Source organism: Streptomyces abyssomicinicus, from assembly GCF_008974245.1.
GTDB lineage: Bacteria > Actinomycetota > Actinomycetes > Streptomycetales > Streptomycetaceae > Streptomyces > Streptomyces abyssomicinicus.
The window spans coordinates 66,457-89,289 of the sequence record NZ_BBZI01000016.1 but is presented as its reverse complement, the minus strand read 5'-3'; the positions used below and the strand labels follow the sequence as shown (position 1 = coordinate 89,289).

Annotated in this window: 22 protein-coding genes and 1 tRNA gene; 16 read left to right on the top strand and 7 right to left on the bottom strand. The window is 72.7% G+C overall.

All coding sequences use genetic code 11. From position 1 onward, the window contains the following. Window positions 1–388 precede the first annotated feature (388 nt). The 3 genes from GBN72_RS32960 to GBN72_RS32950 are packed head-to-tail and all read right to left on the bottom strand — an operon-like array spanning window position 389 to window position 3,142. Complete coding sequence (locus tag GBN72_RS32960; RefSeq protein WP_151775656.1) at window positions 389–1,396, bottom strand: COX15/CtaA family protein; 1,008 nt, start codon at window positions 1,394–1,396, stop codon at window positions 389–391. Between the two features lie 55 nt (window positions 1,397–1,451). Further along, window positions 1,452–2,222, bottom strand: a complete 771-nt coding sequence (locus GBN72_RS32955) for an ABC transporter permease (RefSeq protein ID WP_151775655.1) — start codon at window positions 2,220–2,222, stop codon at window positions 1,452–1,454. Next, window positions 2,219–3,142, bottom strand: a complete 924-nt coding sequence (locus GBN72_RS32950) for an ABC transporter ATP-binding protein (protein WP_151775654.1) — start codon at window positions 3,140–3,142, stop codon at window positions 2,219–2,221. The genes GBN72_RS32955 and GBN72_RS32950 overlap by 4 nt, the downstream gene beginning before the upstream one ends. A gap of 338 nt (window positions 3,143–3,480) precedes the next feature. On the opposite strand from GBN72_RS32950, the gene GBN72_RS32945 reads away from it, so the two are divergent. The 8 genes from GBN72_RS32945 to GBN72_RS32910 all read left to right on the top strand — a co-directional run bounded on the left by GBN72_RS32945 (window position 3,481) and on the right by GBN72_RS32910 (window position 10,058). After that, a complete protein-coding gene (locus GBN72_RS32945) occupies window positions 3,481–4,236 on the top strand; it encodes a helix-turn-helix transcriptional regulator (RefSeq protein ID WP_151775653.1) in 756 nt (251 codons plus the stop codon). Continuing rightward, window positions 4,233–5,654, top strand: a complete 1,422-nt coding sequence (sufB, locus tag GBN72_RS32940; RefSeq protein ID WP_108953976.1) for a Fe-S cluster assembly protein SufB — start codon at window positions 4,233–4,235, stop codon at window positions 5,652–5,654. The genes GBN72_RS32945 and sufB overlap by 4 nt, the downstream gene beginning before the upstream one ends. Before the next feature lie 63 nt (window positions 5,655–5,717). After that, window positions 5,718–6,902 carry a Fe-S cluster assembly protein SufD gene (gene sufD, locus GBN72_RS32935; RefSeq protein ID WP_151775652.1) on the top strand — a complete coding sequence of 395 codons (1,185 nt, stop codon included), beginning with the start codon at window positions 5,718–5,720 and terminating at the stop codon, window positions 6,900–6,902. Continuing rightward, entirely contained in the window at window positions 6,899–7,219 is a 321-nt protein-coding gene (locus tag GBN72_RS32930) for a bifunctional 3-phenylpropionate/cinnamic acid dioxygenase ferredoxin subunit (protein WP_151775651.1), read from the top strand. Before sufD ends, GBN72_RS32930 begins: the two co-directional genes overlap by 4 nt. 7 nt (window positions 7,220–7,226) lie before the next feature. Next, window positions 7,227–7,991, top strand: a complete 765-nt coding sequence (gene sufC, locus GBN72_RS32925; RefSeq protein ID WP_151775650.1) for a Fe-S cluster assembly ATPase SufC — start codon at window positions 7,227–7,229, stop codon at window positions 7,989–7,991. Next, window positions 7,988–9,247, top strand: coding sequence for a cysteine desulfurase (locus GBN72_RS32920; RefSeq protein ID WP_151775649.1), 1,260 nt, complete (start codon window positions 7,988–7,990; stop codon window positions 9,245–9,247). Before sufC ends, GBN72_RS32920 begins: the two co-directional genes overlap by 4 nt. Window positions 9,248–9,264: 17 nt before the next feature. After that, window positions 9,265–9,729 carry a Fe-S cluster assembly sulfur transfer protein SufU gene (sufU, locus tag GBN72_RS32915; RefSeq protein ID WP_151775648.1) on the top strand — a complete coding sequence of 155 codons (465 nt, stop codon included), beginning with the start codon at window positions 9,265–9,267 and terminating at the stop codon, window positions 9,727–9,729. Beyond that, window positions 9,726–10,058 (top strand): metal-sulfur cluster assembly factor, encoded by a 333-nt coding sequence (locus GBN72_RS32910; RefSeq protein ID WP_108953982.1) that lies wholly within the window; start codon window positions 9,726–9,728, stop codon window positions 10,056–10,058. Before sufU ends, GBN72_RS32910 begins: the two co-directional genes overlap by 4 nt. 100 nt (window positions 10,059–10,158) lie before the next feature. Here the strand turns inward: GBN72_RS32910 and GBN72_RS32905 are convergent, their stop codons facing one another. Beyond that, window positions 10,159–10,518 (bottom strand): DUF2200 domain-containing protein, encoded by a 360-nt coding sequence (locus GBN72_RS32905; RefSeq protein ID WP_218042109.1) that lies wholly within the window; start codon window positions 10,516–10,518, stop codon window positions 10,159–10,161. Window positions 10,519–10,577: 59 nt separating this feature from the next. Then, window positions 10,578–11,456 carry a winged helix-turn-helix transcriptional regulator gene (locus tag GBN72_RS32900; protein WP_151775665.1) on the bottom strand — a complete coding sequence of 293 codons (879 nt, stop codon included), beginning with the start codon at window positions 11,454–11,456 and terminating at the stop codon, window positions 10,578–10,580. A 229-nt stretch (window positions 11,457–11,685) separates the two neighbouring features. Between GBN72_RS32900 and GBN72_RS32895 the strand changes: the two genes are divergently transcribed. Further along, window positions 11,686–12,885, top strand: a complete 1,200-nt coding sequence (locus GBN72_RS32895) for an MFS transporter (RefSeq protein WP_151775664.1) — start codon at window positions 11,686–11,688, stop codon at window positions 12,883–12,885. Window positions 12,886–12,891: 6 nt separating this feature from the next. Here GBN72_RS32895 and GBN72_RS32890 read toward each other — a convergent pair whose 3' ends face one another. After that, a complete protein-coding gene (locus GBN72_RS32890; RefSeq protein ID WP_151775647.1) occupies window positions 12,892–13,905 on the bottom strand; it encodes a hypothetical protein in 1,014 nt (337 codons plus the stop codon). Between the two features lie 334 nt (window positions 13,906–14,239). Between GBN72_RS32890 and dapD the strand changes: the two genes are divergently transcribed. The 4 genes from dapD (at window position 14,240) to GBN72_RS32870 (ending at window position 17,568) form a co-directional block, all read left to right on the top strand. After that, window positions 14,240–15,232, top strand: a complete 993-nt coding sequence (gene dapD, locus GBN72_RS32885; protein ID WP_151775646.1) for a 2,3,4,5-tetrahydropyridine-2,6-dicarboxylate N-succinyltransferase — start codon at window positions 14,240–14,242, stop codon at window positions 15,230–15,232. Window positions 15,233–15,393: 161 nt separating this feature from the next. Then, window positions 15,394–15,660 (top strand): hypothetical protein, encoded by a 267-nt coding sequence (locus tag GBN72_RS32880; protein ID WP_151775645.1) that lies wholly within the window; start codon window positions 15,394–15,396, stop codon window positions 15,658–15,660. Between the two features lie 115 nt (window positions 15,661–15,775). Next, the gene (locus tag GBN72_RS32875) at window positions 15,776–16,324 is read left to right on the top strand and encodes a SigE family RNA polymerase sigma factor (protein ID WP_151775644.1); all 549 of its coding nucleotides are present in this window, start codon (window positions 15,776–15,778) and stop codon (window positions 16,322–16,324) included. Then, window positions 16,321–17,568 (top strand): WD40 repeat domain-containing protein, encoded by a 1,248-nt coding sequence (locus GBN72_RS32870; protein ID WP_246213046.1) that lies wholly within the window; start codon window positions 16,321–16,323, stop codon window positions 17,566–17,568. The genes GBN72_RS32875 and GBN72_RS32870 overlap by 4 nt, the downstream gene beginning before the upstream one ends. 630 nt (window positions 17,569–18,198) lie before the next feature. Here GBN72_RS32870 and dapA read toward each other — a convergent pair. Further along, window positions 18,199–19,086 (bottom strand): 4-hydroxy-tetrahydrodipicolinate synthase, encoded by an 888-nt coding sequence (gene dapA, locus GBN72_RS32865; RefSeq protein WP_164541010.1) that lies wholly within the window; start codon window positions 19,084–19,086, stop codon window positions 18,199–18,201. 197 nt (window positions 19,087–19,283) lie between these two features. On the opposite strand from dapA, the gene GBN72_RS32860 reads away from it, so the two are divergent. The 3 genes from GBN72_RS32860 to GBN72_RS32850 all read left to right on the top strand — a co-directional run bounded on the left by GBN72_RS32860 (window position 19,284) and on the right by GBN72_RS32850 (window position 22,647). Next, window positions 19,284–20,801 (top strand): hypothetical protein, encoded by a 1,518-nt coding sequence (locus GBN72_RS32860; protein ID WP_151775642.1) that lies wholly within the window; start codon window positions 19,284–19,286, stop codon window positions 20,799–20,801. Between the two features lie 230 nt (window positions 20,802–21,031). Further along, on the top strand, window positions 21,032–22,450 hold the full coding sequence (locus tag GBN72_RS32855) for an alkaline phosphatase PhoX (RefSeq protein ID WP_151775641.1): 1,419 nt from the start codon (window positions 21,032–21,034) through the stop codon (window positions 22,448–22,450). A gap of 127 nt (window positions 22,451–22,577) precedes the next feature. Further along, window positions 22,578–22,647, top strand: a tRNA-Met gene (locus GBN72_RS32850). Window positions 22,648–22,833 lie beyond the last annotated feature (186 nt).

The window sequence follows — 22,833 nt, the reverse complement described above, 5'->3', positions numbered from 1 at the left end:
GGGGCGGGCCTGCGCTCGCGGGAGGGTGAGGTGCGGTCCTGTGGGCGGGAGGAACGGCCCTGTAGGAGGGCGAGGCATGCACTCGCAGGACGGGGGACACCACGGCCGGGCAGTCGCACGCCAGGGGGTCGCGCGGGGCGGTGGCGCAGGGCGGGGTGTGGCGCGGGCGGGCGGCTCGGCGGCGGGGCGCGGCACGGTGGCGCAAGGCGGGCGCACGTGGTCGCTTTCAGGGGCGCGGCCCGGCAGGGCGGTGCGGTGGGCGTCCGCGGGGTGGTGGGGGGCGGCAAGGGGACGAGCAGCCGCCCGTGAGGGGGCGGCTGCTCGGTAAGGATTCGGGGGCGCGGTGTGCCCCGCCCCGCCCGGTCGGGGCGGGGCGGGGCGAAAAAGGTCAGGCGGGGATCGGTTCCGCGGGGGAGGCGGAGGGGATCGCGCCGGGCTCCGCGAGGGGGCGTTCACGCATCGCCAGCAGCACCCGCACGGTGTAGATCCACACCATCGCGGAGCCCAACATGTGCAGCCCCACCAGCAGCTCCGGCAGGTCCAGGAAGTACTGGACGTATCCGATGACCCCCTGCGCGAGGAGCACCAGGAACAGGTCCCGCGTCCGCGCCAGCGTCACCCGAGGGGAGTCGAAGACCTTCAGGCCCACCCACAGCGCCACCGTCAGCAGCACCGTCAGCCACGCCAGCAGCCCGTGCGCCCGCGTCACCGCCTCCCAGTCCACCGGCATCCGCGGCACGTCGCTGGAGTCGCCCGCGTGCGGCCCCGCGCCGGTGACCACCGTGCCCACGGCGATCAGCAGCACCGTCACCACGACCAGCGCCCAGGTCAGCCGCCGCAGCGACGGCGCGACCAGCGGCCGCGGTGCCGCGTCGCCCTCGCCGGCCCGGTGCCACATCACGACCGCGGCCGCGATCAGCGCGGAGGTGAGCAGGAAGTGCGCGGCCACCGTGTACGGGTTGAGGCCGACCAGCACCACGATGCCGCCGAGCACCGCGTTGCCCATCACGATCCAGAACTGCAGCCAGCCGATCCGCGTCAGCTCCCGGCGGTACGGCTTGGCGGAGCGGGCCGCGATGATCGCCCAGCCCACCGCCGCGCACAGCACGTACGTCAGCAGCCGGTTGCCGAACTCGATGACGCCGTGCCAGCCCATCTCGCGCGTGGTGGCGAGGGAGTCCGCCGTGCACTTGGGCCAGGTCGGGCAGCCCAGACCGGAGCCGGTCAGGCGGACGGCACCGCCGGTGACCACGATGACCACCGACACGACCAGCGCGACGAGCGCCGCGCGGCGGACCGTCCGGGGGTCGGGGGTCCAGCGGTCGGCGATGTAGGCAAGGGGATTGCGGACCGCCGCTGCGGCTCCGCCACGGATCTCGTTCGGCACGCCCACCATCGTAGGCCCGGGCTTGTGCACGGTTTCACGAGGGGTCGCCGTGCGGCCTGTGACGTCACTCCCAGCGGAAGAGGCGGCCCGCCGCCGCGAGCCCCGCGGCCGCCCACGCGGCCAGGATCCCGAGGTCGCCCCACGGCACGCCCGCGCCGTGCTGGAGCACGTCCCGCAGCCCGCCGGAGAGCGCCGAGATCGGCAGCAGCCCCAGCACGGCCTGCGCGGACTCCGGGAACTTGTCCAGCGGCACGACGACCCCGCCGCCGACCAGCAGCAGGAGGAAGACCAGGTTGGCCGCGGCCAGGGTGGCCTCCGCCTTGAGCGTGCCCGCCATCAGCAGGCCGAGGCCGGAGAAGGCGGCCGTGCCGAGGAGCAGCAGCAGGAGCACCGTCAACGGGTCGCCCTGCGGGGACCAGCCCAGCGCGAAGGCGATCGCGGTGAGCAGCGCGATCTGCAGGACCTCGGTGACCAGCACCGAGAGCGTCTTGGCGGTCATCAGCCCCCAGCGCGGCAGCGGCGAGGCGGCCAGCCGCTTGAGCACGCCGTAGCGGCGCTCGAACCCGGTGGCGATGGCCTGCCCGGTGAAGGCGGTGGACATCACCGCCAGCGCCAGCACGCCGGGCGTGAGGAAGTCGACGGCCCGGCCCTCGCCGGTGTCGACGATGTCCACGGAGCTGAAGAGCACCAGCAGCAGCGTCGGGATGACCACGGTGAGCAGCAGCTGCTCGCCGTTGCGCAGCAGCATCCGTGCCTCCAGCACGGCCTGCGCGGCGATCATGCGGCCCAGCGGCGCGGCGCCGGGCCTCGGGGAGTAGGTCCCGGTGGCGGTCATGCGCGCAGCTCCTTGCCGGTGAGCTCGAGGAAGACGTCCTCCAGGGTGTGCCGTTCCACGGCGATGCGGTCGGGCATCACGCCGTGCTGGGCGCACCAGGAGGTCACGGTGGCCAGCAGCTGGGGGCCGACGTCGCCGGTGACCCGGTAGGAGCCGGGGACGGTCTCGGCGGCGGTGGAGCCGGAGGGCAGCGCCTTGAGCAGCGAGGCCACGTCCAGGCCGGGGCGGCCGGAGAACCGCAGGGTGTTCTCGGCGCCGCCGCGGCACAGCTGCTCGGGGGAGCCCTGGGCGATCACCGTGCCGCCGTCGACGACGGCGACGTCGTCGGCGAGCTGCTCGGCCTCGTCCATGTGGTGGGTGGTGAGGATGACCGACACGCCGTCCTCGCGCAGGTCGCGCACCAGCTCCCAGGTGGCGCGGCGGGCCTGCGGGTCGAGGCCGGCGGTGGGCTCGTCGAGGAAGACCAGCTCGGGGCGGCCGACGACCGCCATGGCGAGCGCGAGCCGCTGCTGCTGCCCGCCGGAGAGCCGGCGGTAGGAGGTCCGCCCGCACGAGCCGAGGCCGAGCCGCTCGATCAGCGCGTCGACGTCCAGCGGATGGGCGTGGAGCCTGGCGACGTGGCGGAGCATCTCCTCGGCGCGGGCGCCGGAGTAGACGCCGCCGGACTGGAGCATCACGCCGATCCGCGGACGCAGCGCCGCCGCCTCGCGGACGGGGTCGAGGCCGAGGACGCGGACCGTGCCCGCGTCGGGACGGCGGTAGCCCTCACAGGTCTCGACGGTGGTGGTCTTGCCCGCCCCGTTGGGGCCCAGTACGGCGGTGATGCCCGCCCGGGCCACCAGGTCGAGGCCGTTCACCGCGGTCTTCGATCCGTACCGCTTCACCAGGGCCTGGATGTGGACCACGGGTTCGCTGTGCATGGGACAGGAGTCTAGGTTCGCGCCGCGCCCGCCCGGTCCCCGGGTGACCGTTCACCCGTCCGAGTGGGCTGAGCGAGGAGGGGGCCAGGAGCGTCCCGCCTGGTCGCACGCCCGGGGCGCGCAGGTCGGCGGGGGACGAGGGCGGTCGCGAGGGGGCCGGTGAGCGGGGTCGCGGGCAGGCGGTGAAGGGGGGCCGAGGCGGTTCGGGCGGCGCGGGCGGAATCCCCGGTGGGCACCTTTCCGCAGGTCAGGTTAGGTGTACCTAAGTGATGAAAGGCACCGTCGGCCGCGCGGGGTGCGGGTTGTCCGGGCGCCGGTAATTACGCAACAATGGCGTTGTGAAAAACGTCGGCCAGGAAGACTGCGGTCCGGAAGAGAATGCGTCCGGGGAGCGTTCCACACGCAACCGGGTCGCGCGCTCGATCCTGGACCACGGCCCCTCGACCGTCGCCGAACTCGCGGGGCGGCTGAGGCTGACCCAGGCGGCCGTCCGCCGGCATCTGGACGCGCTGGCGGCCGACGACGTGGTCGAGGCCCGTGAGCGCCGGGTCTACGGCGCCCGCTCGCGCGGGCGGCCCGCGAAGGTGTTCGTGCTGACCGACGGTGGCCGGGACGCCTTCGACCAGTCGTACGACCAGCTGGCCAAGGACGCGCTGCGCTGGATCGCGGACCAGGAGGGTGGTGAGCGGGCGGTGGCCGCATTCGCCCGTGCCCGGCTGGCCGCGCAGGCCGGGCAGTACCGCAAGGCCCTGGAAGCCGTCCCGCCGGAGGACAAGGCGGAGGCGCTGGCCAGGGCGCTGTCCGCGGACGGGTACGCTGCCAGTGCGCGCAGCGCTCCCTCCCCGCAGCTCGGCGAGCAGCTCTGCCAGCATCACTGCCCGGTCGCCCACGTCGCTGAGGAGTTCCCGCAGCTGTGCGAGGCGGAGACGGAGATCTTCTCCGAGCTGCTGGGCACCCACGTCCAGCGACTGGCGACGATCGCGCACGGTGACGGCGTCTGCACGACGTTCATCCCCAAGATTTCCAAGATCGACGGTCACGCAACCGGTGATCATTCATCAGCTACGAGCACGGCCGGGAGGAACCCCGCATGACTCTCCCCACGGAGACTGCCCACCCCGAACTCGAGGGTCTGGGTAAGTACGAGTACGGCTGGGCGGACCCCGACGCGGCCGGCGCCTCCGCCAAGCGCGGCCTGAACGAGGACGTCGTCCGGGACATCTCGGCGAAGAAGTCCGAGCCGGAGTGGATGACGAAGCTGCGCCTCAAGGGCCTGGGCCTCTTCGAGAAGAAGCCCATGCCGAACTGGGGCTCGGACCTCTCGGGGATCGACTTCGACAACATCAAGTACTTCGTGCGGTCCACCGAGAAGCAGGCGACGTCCTGGGAGGAACTGCCCGAGGACATCAAGAACACCTACGACCGGCTGGGCATCCCGGAGGCCGAGAAGCAGCGCCTGGTCGCCGGTGTCGCCGCCCAGTACGAGTCCGAGGTCGTCTACCACCAGATCCGTGAGGACCTGGAGGAGCAGGGTGTCATCTTCCTCGACACCGACACGGCCCTGAAGGAGCACCCGGAGCTCTTCAAGGAGTACTTCGGCACCGTGATCCCGGCCGGCGACAACAAGTTCGCCGCGCTGAACACGGCCGTGTGGTCCGGCGGCTCCTTCATCTACGTGCCGAAGGGCGTGCACGTGGAGATCCCGCTCCAGGCCTACTTCCGTATCAACACGGAGAACATGGGCCAGTTCGAGCGGACCCTGATCATCGTCGACGAGGGCGCCTACGTGCACTACGTCGAGGGCTGCACGGCGCCGATCTACCAGTCGGACTCCCTGCACTCCGCGGTCGTCGAGATCATCGTCAAGAAGAACGCCCGCTGCCGCTACACGACCATCCAGAACTGGTCGAACAACGTCTACAACCTGGTCACCAAGCGCGCCGTGGCGTACGAGGGCGCGACCATGGAGTGGATCGACGGCAACATCGGCTCCAAGGTGACGATGAAGTACCCGGCCGTCTACCTGATGGGCGAGCACGCCAAGGGCGAGACCCTGTCCATCGCCTTCGCGGGCGAGGGCCAGCACCAGGACGCCGGCGCGAAGATGGTCCACATGGCGCCGAACACGTCGTCCAACATCGTCTCCAAGTCGGTGGCGCGCGGCGGCGGCCGCACCTCCTACCGCGGTCTGATCGAGATCGGCGAGGGCGCCCCCGGCTCCAAGTCGAACGTGCTCTGCGACGCGCTGCTGGTCGACACCATCTCCCGCTCTGACACGTACCCCTACGTGGACGTGCGTGAGGACGACGTCTCCATGGGCCACGAGGCGACCGTCTCCAAGGTCTCCGAGGACCAGCTCTTCTACCTGATGAGCCGCGGTCTCTCCGAGTTCGAGGCGATGGCGATGATCGTGCGCGGCTTCGTCGAGCCGATCGCCAAGGAGCTGCCCATGGAGTACGCCCTCGAGCTCAACCGGCTGATCGAGCTCCAGATGGAGGGCGCGGTCGGCTGACGCCCGGCCCGCCGTCCCTCCCGTCAAGTCCCTGAAGCAACGAAAGCGAGCATGACGACAGCCATGGCTGACGCTCAGAATGCCCCGGTGGGCTCCACCACCGCCGGATCCATCGCGGTGGCCGCCGAGTCGACCGTCGCCACGCGCATGAGCGCGCCGCCCTCCTTCGACGTGGCGGACTTCCCGGTCCCGCACGGCCGCGAGGAGGAGTGGCGGTTCACCCCGCTGGCGCGCCTGCGCGGTCTGCACGACGGCACCGCGACCGCCGACGGTGACGGCGTGAAGGTCACCGTGGACGCCCCCGAGGGTGTCACCGTCGAGTCCGTCGGCCGCGAGGACGCCCGCCTCGGCCGGGCCGGCAAGCCCGTCGACCGGGTCGCCGCGCAGGCGTACTCGGCGTTCGAGCAGGCCACCGTGGTGACCGTGCCCAAGGAGACCGTGCTGAGCGAGCCGGTCCGCGTGTCCGTCGCCGGGCAGGGCGGCACCTGCTTCGCCCACACCGTGGTGGAGCTCGGCGCGTTCGCCGAGGCCGTCGTCGTGGTGGACCACAGCGGTGACGCCGTCTACGCCGGCAACGTCGAGTACGTGCTCGGTGACGGCGCCAAGCTGACCGTCGTCTCCGTGCAGGACTGGGACGAGAAGGCGGTGCACGCCGGCCAGCACAACGCGCTGGTCGGCCGCGACGCCACCTTCAAGTCCGTCGTCGTCACCTTCGGCGGCGACGTCGTCCGCCTGCACCCGCGGGTCGAGTACGCCGCCCCCGGCGGCGAGGCCGAGCTGTTCGGCCTGTACTTCACCGACCAGGGGCAGCACCAGGAGCACCGCCTCTTCGTCGACCACAACATCCCGCACTGCAAGTCCAACGTGGTCTACAAGGGCGCCCTCCAGGGCGAGCAGGCCCACGCGGTGTGGATCGGCGACGTGCTGATCGAGGCCGCCGCCGAGGGCACCGACACCTACGAGATGAACCGCAACCTGGTTCTGACCGACGGCGCCCGCGTCGACTCCGTGCCGAACCTCGAGATCGAGACCGGCGAGATCGTCGGCGCCGGCCACGCCAGCGCCACCGGCCGCTTCGACGACGAGCAGCTCTTCTACCTGATGGCCCGCGGCATCCCGGAGTACGAGGCCCGCCGCCTCGTCGTCCGCGGCTTCTTCGCCGAGCTGGTCCAGCAGATCGGCGTCGCCGACATCGAGGAGCGCCTGCTCGCCAAGATCGACGAGGAGCTGGAGGCGTCGGTCGCATGACGACCTTCGTACGCGCCTGCGCGCTGAGCGAGCTGGAGGAGGACACCCCCCGGCGGGTGGAACTCGACGGCACGCCGGTCGCCGTCGTGCGCACCGAGGGCGAGGTGTTCGCGATCAACGACATCTGCTCGCACGCGAACGTCTCCCTCTCCGAGGGCGAGGTGGAGGACTGCCAGATCGAGTGCTGGCTGCACGGCTCCGCGTTCGACCTCCGCACCGGCAAGCCGTCCGGTCTTCCCGCGACGCGCCCCGTCCCCGTATACCCCGTAAAGATCGAAGGGGACGACGTGCTCGTCTCCCTCACCCAGGAGTCCTGAGGCACCCATGGCAACGCTTGAAATCCGAGACCTGCACGTCACCGTCGAGGCCGACAACGCCACGAAGGAGATCCTCAAGGGCGTCGACCTCACCGTGAAGCAGGGCGAGACGCACGCCATCATGGGCCCCAACGGCTCCGGCAAGTCGACTCTCGCCTACTCCCTGGCGGGTCACCCGAAGTACACGATCACCGGCGGCACGGTCACCCTCGACGGCGAGGACGTCATCGAGATGTCCGTCGACGAGCGCGCCCGCGCCGGCCTGTTCCTCGCCATGCAGTACCCGGTCGAGGTCCCCGGCGTCTCGGTGTCGAACTTCCTGCGCACCTCCGCCACCGCGATCCGCGGCGAGGCCCCCAAGCTGCGCACCTGGGTGAAGGAGGTCAAGGAGGCCATGGAGCGCCTCAACATGGACCCCGCCTTCGCCGAGCGCAACGTCAACGAGGGCTTCTCCGGCGGTGAGAAGAAGCGTCACGAGATCCTCCAGCTCGAGCTGCTCAAGCCGAAGGTCGCGATCCTCGACGAGACCGACTCCGGCCTCGACGTCGACGCCCTGCGCGTCGTCTCCGAGGGCGTCAACCGGGTCCGCGAGAGCGGCGAGGTCGGCACCCTGCTGATCACGCACTACACGCGCATCCTGCGTTACATCAAGCCCGACCACGTCCACGTCTTCGCGAACGGCCGCATCGTCGAGTCCGGTGGCCCGGAGCTCGCCGACAAGCTGGAGAACGAGGGCTACGAGGCCTACACGAAGGGTGGCGCTTCCGAGTGACACAGTTGCCGGGCCTCCTCGACGACCTTGAGGCGATCCGCAAGGACTTCCCCATCCTGGACCGTGAGGTCCACGACGGCCGGAAGATCGTGTACCTGGACAACGCGGCGACGTCGCAGAAGCCGCGCCAGGTGCTCGACGCCCTCAGCGCCTACTACGAGCGCCACAACGCCAATGTCCACCGCGGGGTGCACGTGCTCGCCGAGGAGGCCACGGCACTGTACGAAGGCGCCCGCGACAAGGTGGCGGCGTTCGTCAACGCCCCCAGCCGCGACGAGGTGATCTTCACCAAGAACGCCTCGGAGTCGCTGAACCTCGTCGCCAACATGCTCGGCTGGGCCGACGAGCCCTACCGGGTGGACAGCGACACCGAGATCGTCATCACCGAGATGGAGCACCACTCCAACATCGTGCCGTGGCAGCTGCTGGCGCAGCGCACGGGCGCGAAGCTGAAGTGGTTCGGCCTCACCGACGACGGCCGCCTCGACCTGTCGAACATCGACGAGGTCATCACCGAGAAGACGAAGATCGTCTCCTTCGTGCTGATCTCCAACATCCTCGGCACCCACAACCCGGTCGAGGAGATCGTCCGCCGGGCCCAGGAGGTCGGCGCGCTGGTCTGCGTCGACGCCTCCCAGGCCGCCCCGCACATGCCGCTGGACGTGCAGGCGCTGGGCGCCGACTTCGTGGCCTTCACCGGCCACAAGATGTGCGCCCCGACCGGCATCGGCGTGCTCTGGGGCCGCCAGGAACTCCTGGAGGACCTGCCCCCGTTCCTCGGCGGCGGCGAGATGATCGAGACGGTCTCGATGAGCTCGTCGACCTACGCCCCGGCGCCCCACAAGTTCGAGGCGGGCACGCCGCCGATCGCCCAGGCGGTCGGGCTCGGCGCGGCGATCGACTACCTGTCGAACATCGGCATGGACAAGATCCACGCGCACGAGCAGGCGATCACCGAGTACGCCGTCAAGCGCCTGATCGAGGTCCCCGACCTGCGGATCATCGGCCCGGCCACGGCCGAGGACCGCGGCGCGGCGATCTCCTTCACGCTCGGCGACATCCACCCGCACGACGTGGGCCAGGTCCTCGACGAGCAGGGCATCGCGGTCCGGGTCGGGCACCACTGCGCCCGGCCGGTCTGCCTGCGGTACGGAATTCCCGCGACCACGCGAGCGTCGTTCTATCTGTACTCCACGCCGGCCGAGGTCGACGCCCTGGTCGACGGCCTGGAGCACGTTCGGAACTTCTTCGGCTGAGAGGACGCGGCAAAGCCGTGAAGCTGGATTCGATGTACCAGGACGTCATCCTGGACCACTACAAGAACCCGCACGGGCGTGGTCTGCGTGACGGCGACGCCGAGGTGCACCACGTCAACCCCACCTGCGGTGACGAGATCACCCTGCGCGTGAAGTACGACGGCACGAAGGTCACCGACGTGTCCTACGAGGGCCAGGGCTGCTCCATCAGCCAGGCCTCCGCGTCCGTGCTCAACGAGCTGCTGGTCGGCAAGGAGCTGGACGAGGCGCGCAGGATCCAGGAGACCTTCCTGGAGCTGATGCAGTCCAAGGGGAAGATCGAGCCGGACGACGCCATGGAGGAGGTGCTGGAGGACGCGGTCGCGTTCGCCGGCGTCTCCAAGTACCCGGCCCGGGTGAAGTGCGCCCTGCTGAGCTGGATGGCCTGGAAGGACGCGACCGCGCAGGCGCTGGGCGCCGAGGAGAAGGAGACCACCGCATGAGCGAGACGGTTGAGATGAAGCCCGCCTCCGAGGAAGAGGTCCGCGAGGCGCTGCTGGACGTCGTCGACCCCGAGCTGGGTATCGACGTGGTCAACCTCGGCCTCATCTACGGCGTCCACGTCGACGACGCGAACATCGCCACCGTCGACATGACGCTGACCTCGGCGGCCTGCCCGCTGACCGACGTCATCGAGGACCAGGCCAAGTCGGCCACCGACGGCCTGGTCAGCGAGCTGCGGATCAACTGGGTCTGGATGCCGCCGTGGGGCCCGGACAAGATCACCGACGACGGCCGCGAGCAGCTGCGGGCGCTGGGCTTCAACGTCTGACGTCCGCCGCGCCGCCCGCGGTGCGCAGTCGCGACGGCCCCTCTCCACCATCCGTGCCGGGTGGGAGAGAGGGGCCGTCGTCGTGCTCGGGGAGAGGAGTTCAGGCGGTGCTGCCGCGGAGGATCGACGTCATCTTCTTGCCGCGGGCCAGCTCGTCGACCAGCTTGTCCATCCAGCGGATCCGCCGCATCAGCGGGTCCTCGATCTCCTCGACGCGGTGACCGCAGATCACGCCGGTGATCAGGGAGGCGTTCGGGTTCATCGCGGGGGCCTCGGCGAAGAAGGTCTCCAGGCCGACCCCGTCGGCGACGGCGCGCTCCAGGCCCGCGGAGTCGTAGCCGGTGAGCCAGGTGATGACCTGGTGGAGCTCGTCCTCGGTGCGGCCCTTCTTCTCCACCTTGGTCACGTAGTGCGGGTAGACGGCGCCGAAGGCCATGCGCCGGATGCGGTCGGTGGCCACCAAGGGCTCCCCTCGTCGTCGGTCGGCCGCCCACTGTAGTGCGCCGGCGGCCGGAGGGCTCACCCGGCGGCGCGGACGGCCCGCAGGGCCTCCGTCACGCTCGCCACCACGTCGGTGACCGGGTAGAGGACCTGGCGGACGGTGCGGTCGCGGTCGATCACCAGGGTCAGCCGCTTCAGCCGGCTCACCCCGCCCGCCCGGAAGGTGGGCAGCCGCAGCGCGGCGGCCAAGGCCAGGCCCGCGTCCGACAGGAGCGGGAAGCGCAGCCGTTCCGCGTCGGCGAACGCGCGCTGCTCGTCCGGGCGCTGGGTGGAGACGCCGTGCACGGTGGCGCCGGCCGCGGTGAACTCGGCGAGTCCGTCGCGGTAGGAGCAGGACTCCAGGGTGCAGCCCGGAGCGCCCGGAATGCCCGCCCAGCCGGGGGGATAGGCGTCCTTGCGGGCGTACGCGCCGGGGAAGCAGTACAGGACCGTGAAAGGGGTGTCCGGGGAGACCGGGTCCCGCAGCTCGCCGTCCAGGTCGGTCAGGGTCAGCGGCGGCACCCGGGTGCCGGTCAGGGCACGTACGCGCTCCGCCTCCGCGGACGCCTCGTCCGTGGTCGCCATGGTCTCCCCCTCGCCCAGCAACCAGGTGTCCCCCCAGTCCTGGAGCGCGATCAGCACGGGCAGCAGGGCGCGCCCGCGCGGCGTCAGCCGGTACTCGTGGCGTACCGGCCGTTCCTGGTACGGCTCCCGGGAGAGCACCCCGGAGTCCACGAGCAGCCTCAGCCGCTCGGCCAGCACCTTGCGGGACATGCCGAGCTCGCGCTGGAGCTCCTCGAAGCGGTGCAGGCCGCGTGCGGTGTCGCGCACGATCAGCAGCGTCCACCAGTCGCCGACCACGTCCAGGGACTGCGCGATGGCGCAGTGGGCGTCGTGGAGGCTGGTGCGCTGGGGCATGGCCGGACTCGCTTCGTCGGGGGTGCTGCGGAGCACCGAGGAGGTGTTGACCCGAGGCTGCCATGCTGACATAGTCCGTTCCCAAAAGGAACTGACCTGTTCGGCGTCCGGCGTCCGGCGTTTCGTCGGGCCGGTCGAGGGCCGACGGTCGAGGTCCGAAGGTGGAGGGTCTTGGGCCGAGGGGCCGAGGGGTCGAGGGGCCGAGGAGCCGGGGGTGGGGGTGCGGGGGATGCGCGGGCTGCGGGAGCTGCCGGGAGTGGTCTGGCTGCTGGCGGTGGGCGTCTTCGTCAACGCCTTCGTCAGCTTCGTCTTCGTGTTCGTCTTCCTGTACCTGACCGGGCCGCGCGGGATCGAGGCCGGCGGGGCCGGGCTGGTGATGGGGGCGGCGGGGCTCGGCCTGATGGCCGGCAACTTCACCGGCGGCTGGTTCGGCGACCGGTACGGGCACCGGCGGACGCTGCTGGCGGCGGCCGCCGGCGGGGGCCTGCTGCTCGCCGTCGTCCCCGCGCTGCCGACGCCCCTGCTGGCGGGGGTGCTGCCGCTCGCCCAGTACGCGCTGGGCGTGGTGCGGGTGGCCAACTCCGCGCTGGTCGCGGTCACCGTCCCGGAGGGGGCGCGGCGGCAGGCGTTCGCGGTGATCCGCAGCGCCAGCAACGGGGGGTTCGCGGTGGGGCCGCCGCTGGGGGCGCTTATCGCCACCCGGGTGTCGTACGACTGGCTGTTCCTCGCGGACGGGCTCGGCACGCTGTTCTTCGCGGCCTGGACCGCCCGGGTGGTGCCGGCGCGGGGCGCGGCGGGACGGGGACGGCCGGACCGCACGGGGGCGCCGTTGTGGCGCGAGCTGAGGGCACGCCCCGCCGTGCTGGTGCTGCTGGCCGGGATCCTGCTGGTGGACGTCACCTACCGGCAGCTGTACACCACCTTCCCGCTCCACCTTGCCGACCAGGGACTGGGCACCCAGGTCTACGGCTGGCTGATCGCCGTCAACGGCGCGATGATCGTCTGCCTGGAGCTGCCGGCGGCACTGGCCCTGCGGAACCGGCCGGCGCTGCCCGTCGTCGCGGGCGGGCTGGCGCTGGTGGGCACGGGGTACGCGGCCCTGGCGGCCGGGAGCGGGCTCGCGGTGGCCGCGTCGATGATGGTCCTGCTGACCGCCGGGGAGATCCTCTACAAGACCACGGCCACCGCGTACGTGGCGGACGAGTCGCCGGAGCACGCCGTCGGGCGCTTCCAGAGCCTGTACGCGGGGGTCTCCATCAGCGGCACGGTGCTCGCCGCGCCCCTGGGCGGCGCGCTGTACGAGGCGGTGCCGGGCGCGCTGTGGCCGGCCTGCGCCTGCGCGGCGCTGGGCGCGGCGGCAACGGTCGCCGCCGCCCACCGGCTCGCCCGGCGGGGCGGGGGAGTGCCTTCCCCCGTCCCCGCCAAGTGACCCCGCTCAGGCGGGCGGCGCGGGCGGCGCGGGCGGTGTCGGCGGCGCGGGGTACGCGGGGGGTGCGGGCGGGGCCGCGGCCTGCGGGCCGGCCGAGGCCAGCAGGGCCTCGGCGAAGTTCTCCCGGCGGATGCGCTGGTCCACGTAGAGCAGGCCGACGGTGTAGGTGCTGAGGGTGAACGTCAGGCTCTGGAGGGCGGTCACGAACAGGCCGAGGAGCACCACCACGACGATCGCGGTGATCCCCCAGGCCGGTCCGGCGTCGGCGCTCACGCTCGCCGAGGCGAAGACGGGAATGAGGATCAGCACGCCCACCATCACCAGGAGCAGCATCGCCACGTAGCCGATGGCTCCGGCGATCATGGCCATCAGGTAGGAGATGCCGAAGATCCGCCACCAGTCGCCCTTCACCAAGGCCGCCGAGCGGCGCAGGGAGGCCACCGGCCCCAGGCCCTCCAGGACGGTGATCGCCGGGGCGAACACCAGCCGGTAGGCCATCCAGATCATGCCGGTGAAGCCCGCGCAGACCACCAGGAAGCCGACGATGCCGAGTACCACGCCGAGGGCGTCGTCCAGGTACACGCCACCCCCGATGGCGGCCACGCCGAGACCCGTCACCAGCATGAAGGGCAGGAACACGCACGCGGTGAGCAGGATCGTGCCCAGGACCCGCACGGTCCGGGAGCCGAGCCTCTCCCACAGGGCCGGCCAGGTGACCTTGCGGCCCACCACCATGTCGCGCAGCGCGACCATCGGGGCGGCCAGCGCGAGCGCCGGAATCGTCACCAGGCCGAGTGCCGCCCCGATGGGGCCGAACGCCACCATGGCCGGCACGTCGGCGTCCACACCCCCGGCGGCGAGCAGCAGGAGCGGGACGGCGAGCACCAGGGTGACGGCCAGGGCGGCCACCAGGTAGAAGCCCAACAGCGGCAGCCAGGACCGGCCGAGTGCCAGGAACGCCCCCTTGACGATGTCGCCCAGGCTGAGCGGGCGCAGCGGGATCACCCCGGGCTGGGGCACCCAGGCCCGCATCCCGTAGTACGGGTAGGGCTGCTGCGGCGGCGGTCCGTATGGTGGTGGCCCGTAGGGCGGCGGCCCGTACGGCGGTGGCTGGTTGTGCGACATCGTGGTCCTGCTCCCACCCCTGGGCGCCGCGGGCGGTGACCGCGGCGCGTGTCTTTCACCTGAACAGGGCGAACGCTAGTTCGCCAGGGCCGTGGCGATCATGGCAGGGGTCCGGCAACGAACCGGTCGGCCGGACTGCCGGGCTCCGCCGTTCGCCCCCGCGGGGGAGGACGCCGATCCGTGGACACCGGTTCGCCTCCGCCCGGCCGCTCCGGATAGCGTTTCCCCCATGACCGACACGACTGCCAGCACCCGCGCCAGCGGCGCCGTCGCCGCGGGTCTCGCGACCCTCGCCGCCGACGGGACCGTTCTCGACACCTGGTTCCCCGCCCCCGAGCTCGCCGACGCCCCCGGCCCGACCGGCACCGAGCGGCTCTCCGCCGAGCGTGCCGTCGAACTCCTCGGTGAGGGCGCCATGAAGGCCGCCGGCCCGGACACCCGCCGTGGCGTCGAGGTGGTCGCGGTCCGCACGGTCATCGCCTCCCTGGACGACAAGCCGGTCGACGCGCACGACGCCTACCTGCGCCTCCACCTGCTCTCCCACCGCCTGGTGAAGCCGCACGGCCAGAGCCTGGACGGCATCTTCGGCCACCTGGCCAACGTCGCCTGGACCTCGCTCGGCCCGGTCGCGGTCGACGACATCGAGAAGGTGCGCCTCAACGCCCGCGCCGAGGGCCTGCACCTCCAGGTCACCTCCGTCGACAAGTTCCCGCGCATGACCGACTACGTCGTGCCCAAGGGCGTCCGCATCGCCGACGCCGACCGGGTCCGCCTCGGCGCCCACCTGGCCGAGGGCACCACCGTGATGCACGAGGGCTTCGTCAACTTCAACGCGGGCACGCTGGGCACCTCGATGGTCGAGGGCCGCATCTCGGCCGGCGTGATCGTCGGCAACGGCTCCGACATCGGCGGCGGCGCCTCCACCATGGGCACCCTCTCCGGCGGCGGCAACGTGATCATCTCCATCGGCGAGCGCTGCCTCGTCGGCGCGGAGGCGGGCGTGGGCATCGCGCTGGGCGACGAATGCGTCGTCGAGGCCGGCCTCTACATCACGGCGGGCACCCGGGTCACCATGCCCGACGGCCAGGTCGTCAAGGCGCGCGAGCTGAACGGCGCGTCCAACATCCTGTTCCGCCGCAACTCGGTCACCGGCACGGTCGAGGCCCGGCCCAACAACGCGGTCTGGGGCGGTCTGAACGACATCCTGCACAGCCACAACTGACCAACGGTCCGCTGACCGGCGGAACCCGGAGAAGCCCACGGCTCTGACCAGTTCAGCTGCCGTGGGCTTCTGCCGTTGCAGGCCGGCATCGCACGGCCCGGACATCGCCGTGCGTTCGTCGAGCCGGGGCCGTCAGCAGCCCGGGACCGAAGGGGGCGGACATGGCACTGGGGCGCAAGGGAGCACGGCGCACAGTCGTCGACGGCACGGCCCACCGCCGGCGGCTGTGCCGCAGACCCACACGACTTCTCGTCGTCACCACGAACCAGCCTCACCTCGGCAACCGGCCGGGGGCCCTGGGCGCCCCGGTGCTGCCCTCCGATGCCTCCGATGCCGTCGCATCCGCCCTGCGCGCGGGCCGGGAGCCCACGCGCGGGGACTCGCCGTTCCACCTCGACCGGTCCGCCGGCTTCTCCCCCTTGCCCTGAGCCGGCCGGCGGGTCCCGGCGTGAAAAGTGCTCCGCGGCGGCATAGCGACGATGGGGTAAACGCGTCAGAAGGGGGGAGGGGCGGGCGTCGGGTGCCGCCAGGAGGAAGGTGACGATGGATGCCGAGGACCTGCGCGGCTTCCGCGAGTTCGTGGACCACAGATCGTCCGCGCTGCTGACCACGGCCGTGCTGCTCTGCGGCGGTGACCGGCACGCGGGGGAGGACCTGCTGCAGAACGCGCTGGTCAAGGCCGTGGGCAAGTGGCGGCGGATCGAGGACCCGGAGGCGTACGTGCGCCGGATCCTGTACCGGCAGCAGATCAGCCGGTGGCGGCTGAAGTGGCCGCGCCGGGAGGTCTCCGTACCGGAACCGCCCGAGGGCGCGACGACGGGCGGCGACACCGAGTCCCTGGTCGAGACACGGCTGCTGATGGGCCAGGCGCTGGCCGCGCTCACCGACCGGCAGCGCACGGTGCTGGTGCTGCGCTACTACGAGGACCTGCCGGAGGGCGATGTGGCCCGCCTGCTGGGCTGCTCCGTCGGCACGGTCCGCTCCACCACCCATCGCTCGCTCGCGAAGCTGCGCACGCTGATGCCGGAGGCGGGCGACGGACGGACACGACGGCCGGCCACCGAATTCTCAGTAGTGGAGGTGCGCCCGTGAAGGGGGTCGACGACATGGTGCGCGCCGCCCTGCGGGAGCAGGCCGCCGCGCAGGCGCCCGCGGAGCCGATGCTGGCCGAACGGGTGCTGACCGCGCACAGGCGCCGGGCGGGACGGCGGACCGGGGTCGTCGCCGCGGCGGTGGCCGCGGTGGTGGGGCTGGCGTTCTGGTCGCCCCTGCCGGGCGGTTCCGGGACCGCCCCGGCCGGCGAGGGCGGCCCGTCCGTCACGGAGGTCGTGGGCCGGCCCGAGCAGTCGCCCCCGAGGGAGGTGATCGCGGCTGGCGACGTGGTGATGGCCGCGTACGTCGAGCAGCGGACGGTCGCCTCGGGCACGCCGGGCCGGGGCGAACTGCTCCGTACCTACTGGCTGCTCGACCCCGACTCCCAGACCTACGAGAAGGACGAGCGGTGGTCGCTGGTCGCGGTCGCGCCGGGGGCGCTGCAGGCCGCGGTGCTGGAGCGCGACCTGCCGGTCCGGCGGATCGGCGTCCTCGACCTGCGCACCCGTGAGGTCGAGCGGTGGATCGAACTCGAGGGCGACGAGCGGCAGGGGGTCGCGGGACTGGCCTTCTCACGCGACGGCGCGTCCCTGCTGGCCACCACGTACCGCCGGAATCCGGACAGCGGGGTGTCGGTCCCTCAGGAGGACGACCGGACCATGGAGCAGGTGGAGGCGCCGTTCGACTCGGGCCGCTCCGGGTTCTGGGTCGTCGACGTGGGGTCGGGCCGGAGCAGGTGGAGCGCTGTGGAGGCGCCCGGGGGCGAGGAGCGCGACCCCTTCCTCACCAACGTGCGGCAGGACTTCGAGTTCACCCACGACGGCAGGGCGGTGCGGGCGGGGCTGATCAGCGACGAGCGGTCCGAGTTCCACGACCTGGACGGAGCGCCGATCGCCCCGCCTGCGGGCGAGGCGCACTGGGAGTGGTCGGTGGAGGCGGGACGCTCGCCGGACGGGGACCGGATGGCGGGACCGTTCGCCGGAGAGACCCGGAAGACCTCCTCGTGGATCCTCGACGCCCGCACCGGGAAGCGGGTCGCGGAGGTGCCCGGGCAGCAGCTGCTGGCGTGGGCGGGCGACGACTCGCTGGTGGCCTGGGACATCGACGAGGACGGCGGCTCGGAGTTCGGCAACCGGCTGGTCCTGGTGACGATCGGCAGCGACAGGACGGTCCCGCTGAGCGGTCCGCGCGGTGACCGGGCGGATGCCGGGGGGCGGTGGCAGCCGCTGTTCGTCCGCCGCTGAGCCCCCACGGCCGGGGGCCGGCCCCGCGCCATGGCCCGCGCCCCCGGCTCCCGCCGGGGCGGTGCCCTCCCGGGGCGTGCCTCTGTCCCGGGCGGTGCCTCCGGCCGGGGCGGCGCCTCTGCCCGGCGCGGTGCCTCCGGCCGGGGCGGTGCGGCTGGGCCCCGCCGGCTCCGGGCCGCGCCTTGCTGTCACCGCGTTGGGCCGCGCCAGGCCGTGCGTCTCCGGCGCGCGCCATGCCCGGGTCGGCGGGTCCGTGAGGCCGGGGTTCGGTCTGGCCCATGCGCCTTGCGCCTTTGGCGGGGGCGGTGCGGCTGGGCCCCGCCGTCTCCGGACCGCGCCTTGCCCGGGCCTCAGGGCTTTGGGTTCCCGGCCCCGCGGCTTCGCCGTCGCGCCGGCAGTGGCGGGGCGCGCCGGGCTGGGGCCGCGGGGAGCGGGTCCGTCTGCGGTGCGGGTTCCACCGTTCCGCGAGCCCGGCCGCCCGGCGGTCGGGGGACCAGGAGGGGGTGGGCGTCGGCCGGACCGTTCTGGTCTGCCGGCGTGCGTGCCGCCGGGTGGTCCCGTGGGGTCCGGCCGCGCGTCGGGGCGTCAGGGCGGCGGGCCAGGCGGCGCAGGGGTGGGCGCGGCGTGGGGTCAGGCGCCGGTCAGCGTGTCGTACCGCTCGCGCAAGGCCGCCGCCACCTCGGGGGAGGCGGACCGGAGCGGGGCACGGACCGGGCCCGCGGGCAGGGCGAGGGAGGTGAGCAGGGCCTTGGCGGTGACCGTGCCGGGGAGGCCCGCGGACATCATCGCCTCGATCAGCGGGACCGCCGCCCGCTGGAGGAGTGCCGCCCGCGCCGTGTCCCCCGCGTCGAACGCGTCCACGACGGCCCGGAAGTGGGCGGGCGCCACGTTCGCGACCGTGCCGACGTACCCCGCGCACCCGATCGCGTAGGAGGCCAGCACGTACTCGTCGCACCCCGTGTACACCGCGAGGTCCGTCTCCGCCAGCAGCCGCTGCGTGCCGAGCAGGTCGTAGGCGCAGTCCTTCACCGCCACCACCCGCGGATGCTCCGCGAGCCGCAGCATGGTCGGCGTCTCGATCCGTACCCCGGTGCGGCCCGGGATGTCGTACAGCATCACCGGCAGCCCCGTCGCGTCCGCCACCGCGCGGAAGTGCTCCTCCAGCGCGTCCTGCGGCGGGCGGCTGTAGTAGGGCGAGACCACCAGCAGACCGTCCGCGCCCGCCCGCTCGGCCTGCCGGGCCAGCTCGGACGTGTGCGCGGTGTCGGCGGTGCCCACCCCGGCCAGCAGGGCCGGCCCGTCGCCGACCGCCGCCCGCACCGCCCGGACCAGCGCGGCCTTCTCCGCGTCCGAGGTGGTCGGGGACTCGCCGGTGGTGCCGTTGAGCACCAGTCCGTCGCACCCGCCCGCGACCAGCCGGTCGGCGACGACGGCCGCCCCGTCGAGGTCGAGCGTGCCGTCCGGGGTGAAGGGCGTGACCATCGCGCACAGGGCGCGGCCGAAGGGAAGTGTCGTCATGTCTGGAGTGTCGGCCGATCGTCGGTGAAGGTCCACTTAAAAGTTCTGCCCTTTACCGCTAAGCGCAGCTGAAATGTCTGCCGTCCGTCAACGCTCGCACGGTGTGTCGCCCGCAAGAGGGACATGCCGTCCCGGCGGCCGGGGTCACCCGTCTAGGCTGGTCGTCCTGCCCCACGCGACCCGGGAGAACCCAACCGATGTCAGACAGCACCCCCCTGCCGCCGGTACGGCTGCCCTCCGACGCGGAACTGGCACGGGACGCGCTCGCCACCCCGCTGCTGTCCAGGGCGGCCCGGCTGGCCCGCTGGGCCGGCCCGGACACCCGGGTCGACTCCGGCGGAGGGCTGGCGGAGGAACAACTGTCCGCGGCGGCCGCGGCGTTGGGGCTGACCGGCCCGGACGCACGGGACACCCCGGACACCGCGGGCGACGCGGCCGCCGGGGACGCCACGGAGGCGGAGGAGACCGCGGCGGCGGAGGACGCCATGGCGGACGCCGCCGAGGCCTGGCGCATCGCCGTCGACACCGGCCTGGTGGAGATCGTGGACGAGGAGGAGGGCACCGTCCGGTCCGGCGAGAACCTGGCGCTGCTCACCTCCGGCTCGCCCGCCGACATCCTGCGCGTGTGGCTGGAGGCCCTGGACGCGACGATCGCCGACGCCTCCGTACCGGACCTCGACGACCTGCTCGACGCGATGGACGAGGGCGGCGAGATCGACTTCTCCTCGCTGGACTGGGACCCGGAGGCCGAGGCCGAGTTCCTGGAGGGCGTCCTCGCCAACCTCTACCTCCTCACGGCCGACGAGCGGGCCCCCGAGGGCGCCCCCGTGCCGCTGCCCGCGCTGGCGGCCTCGGTGATCGTGCCCCCGGACGTCGCCGAGCCCACCGACGAGATGATCCAAGAGGTCTCGACCGCCATGATGCGGCTGGACGAGCAGTTCCGGATCCTCGAACCGATCGGGCTGGCCGACTTCCGGCCGGTCGACGAGTCGCTGCTCGTCGAGGAGGGCCAGACCGCGCCCCCGGCGGGCGACGACGACGGCCTGGAGGACCTCGAGCGGTACGGAGTGGTCCGCCTCACCCCGCTCGGCCTCTACGGGCTGCGCGCCCGGCTGCTCGACGCCGGTCACGAGGCCCCGGTCGTCGGCGACCTCGCCGACAAGGGCGCCGACGCGCTGCTCGGCGGCACCGCCCACTACGGCCCGGCCGCCGCCCGTTCGGAGACCGAACTGTGGCTGGCCCGCCGTGAACCTCTCGCGGCGGCGCGGGAGTTGCTGGCCGCCGCCCGGGGTGGCGACCCGGCCGCCCCGCTGCGCCGGCTGCACTGCCAGCAGGCACTGTCGCTGGCCGGCACCGAGGCCGAGCCGGCGCTGCGCGAGGTGCTGGACGACCCCGAACTCGGCGGGCTCGCCCGGGTGTGGCTGGCCGAGCACGGCGCGGCGGACATCCCGGCCCCCTCCCAGGAACTGGTCTTCTGGCTCACGATCGACACCGTCGCCGCCCAGCTCGCCGCCGAGGGCAACTCGGACGAACTGGTGGCCCTGGTCGAGGGCCTGGCCGCGCAGCACAGCGGCTTCTTCGACACCGCCTGGCGGGTCGACCACCCGGCCACCGCCGAGGTGCTGGAGGCCATGGGCAGGCTCCACCCGGACAAGAAGGTCGCCAAGGAGGCCCGCAAGGCCGCCTACAAGGCACGCTCCCAGCAGGGCGGCTGACGACCGACGGCAGGCGGCGGGACGCCAGGGCGCGGGACCAGGGCGGCGGGACGCCGGGGGCGCGGGACCGCCCGCGCTTCACACAACGGAACTCCGCGCGCACCCCTGGTGTTCAACGGGCGTTCAGACATGGACGGGACGGTGTGGCCGGAACGTGGCACCGGCCGGCAGGGCGGTGACCACGGTGCCGCCGCACACCGCCCTCACCGTCCTCCCGTCCAGGAGAATCCATGTCACTCACGCGCAGGGACTTCGCCAGACAGTCGGCCCGCACGGGCGCCGGGATCGCGCTCGCCGGCAGCGTCGGTGTGTTCGCCAGCGCCCCCAACGCCCTGGCGGCCGAGGACATCACCACGCCCGACGGCGAGGCTGTCGGCCCCGGCTACGGCCCGCTGGTCCCCGACCCGGAGGGACTGCTGGCGCTGCCCGCCGGGTTCTCCTACCGGGTGCTCACCCGTACCGGCGAAACCCGCCTGGAGACCGGCGAGTCCACCCCGTCCAACCACGACGGCACGGCCGCCTTCGACGGCGGCCGCGGCACCGTCCTGCTGGTCAACAACCACGAGCTCGGCGGCCCCCGCTCCCGCTGGGAGCACCCCGTGCCGCTCACCGAGGGCCTGGTGTACGACCCGGCCGCCTCGGGCGGCTGCACGGTCGTCGAGGTCCGCCGCGACGGACACGTCACCGAATGGGTGGGCATCGCCGGCACCGCCACCAACTGCGCCGGCGGCAGCACCCCTTGGGGCACCTGGCTGACCTGCGAGGAGACCGAGGACAAGGCCGGCCAGAACGGCATGACCAAGGACCACGGCTACGTCTTCGAGGTCGACCCGCTGGACGAGCGCGCCAACCGGGACCCGAAGCCGGTCAAGGCCCTGGGCCGCTACGCCCACGAGGCCGTGGTCGTCGACCCCAGGCGCGGTCACCTCTACCTCACCGAGGACGCCTCCGGCCCCAACGGGCTGTTCTACCGCTGGACCCCGCCGGAGGGGTTCCGGCACGGCCGCGGGCAGCTCGCCACCCTGGCCGACGACGCCGGCGCCCTCAAGGCACCCCGGTGCTTCGACTCGGCCGGCCGCTTCGTCGACGACCTCTCCCGCGCCACCCGCATCGGCACCGTCTACGGCGTCGACTGGGTGGACGTCCCCGACCGCGACGCCCGCACGGTGCCGGTGCGCAAGCAGTTCGGCGACGGAGAGGTCACCCGAGCCCGCAAACTGGAAGGCATGTGGTGGGGCGACGGCGGGACCTACCTGGTCTCCTCCTACGCCCGCGCGGAGAGCCCCGGCACGGCCCACGACGGCGCCGTCTGGTTCTACGACCCCAAGCGCCGCACCCTCACGCTCAAGGTCCTCATCGGCGTCAACCCCGACCCGGAGACCGAGGGCCACTACGACGGCCCGGACAACATCACCGTCTCGCCCTACGGCGGCCTGGTCATCGCGGAGGACGGCGAGGGCCTGAGCCACCTCTTCGGCGCCACCGACAGCGGACGCACCTACCCCATCGCCCGCAACGAACTCAACGACAGCGAGTTCGCCGGTGTGACCTTCTCCCCCGACGGCAGGACGCTGTACGCCTGCATCCAGACCCCCGGCATCCTGCTGGCGATCACCGGACCGTGGAAGCGGCAGCGGCAGAAGCACTGACCGACCCCTCGCCGTGCACGCGGACCCGGGGGTCCGGGGCTTGAAGGGGGCGCGTGGGTGCGCGGGCGCGTGGGTGCGCGGGCTAATTCGCTCGCCCGCCCCGCGACCGGGCTCCTAAGGTGACACCTGTCCAGGTGCGCAGGCAGGACCTACTTCCACTCATAATGGGGCGGTCGCGGGTTCGAGTCCCGTCATCGACTTCGGGTCGGTGTAGCTCAGATGGCAGAGCACCACTGGTTCCGCCGCTTTGATCTCTGGACACCCCAGCTCGCACGCACCTCCCGGTGCGCGGGCCGCGGCTCCTTCCCTGTCCGGATCCGACGCCGCGGCCGACCTGATCTCGGGAGGCGCGGCAGACGGTGTCCGTCCGGTGTACGCCGACG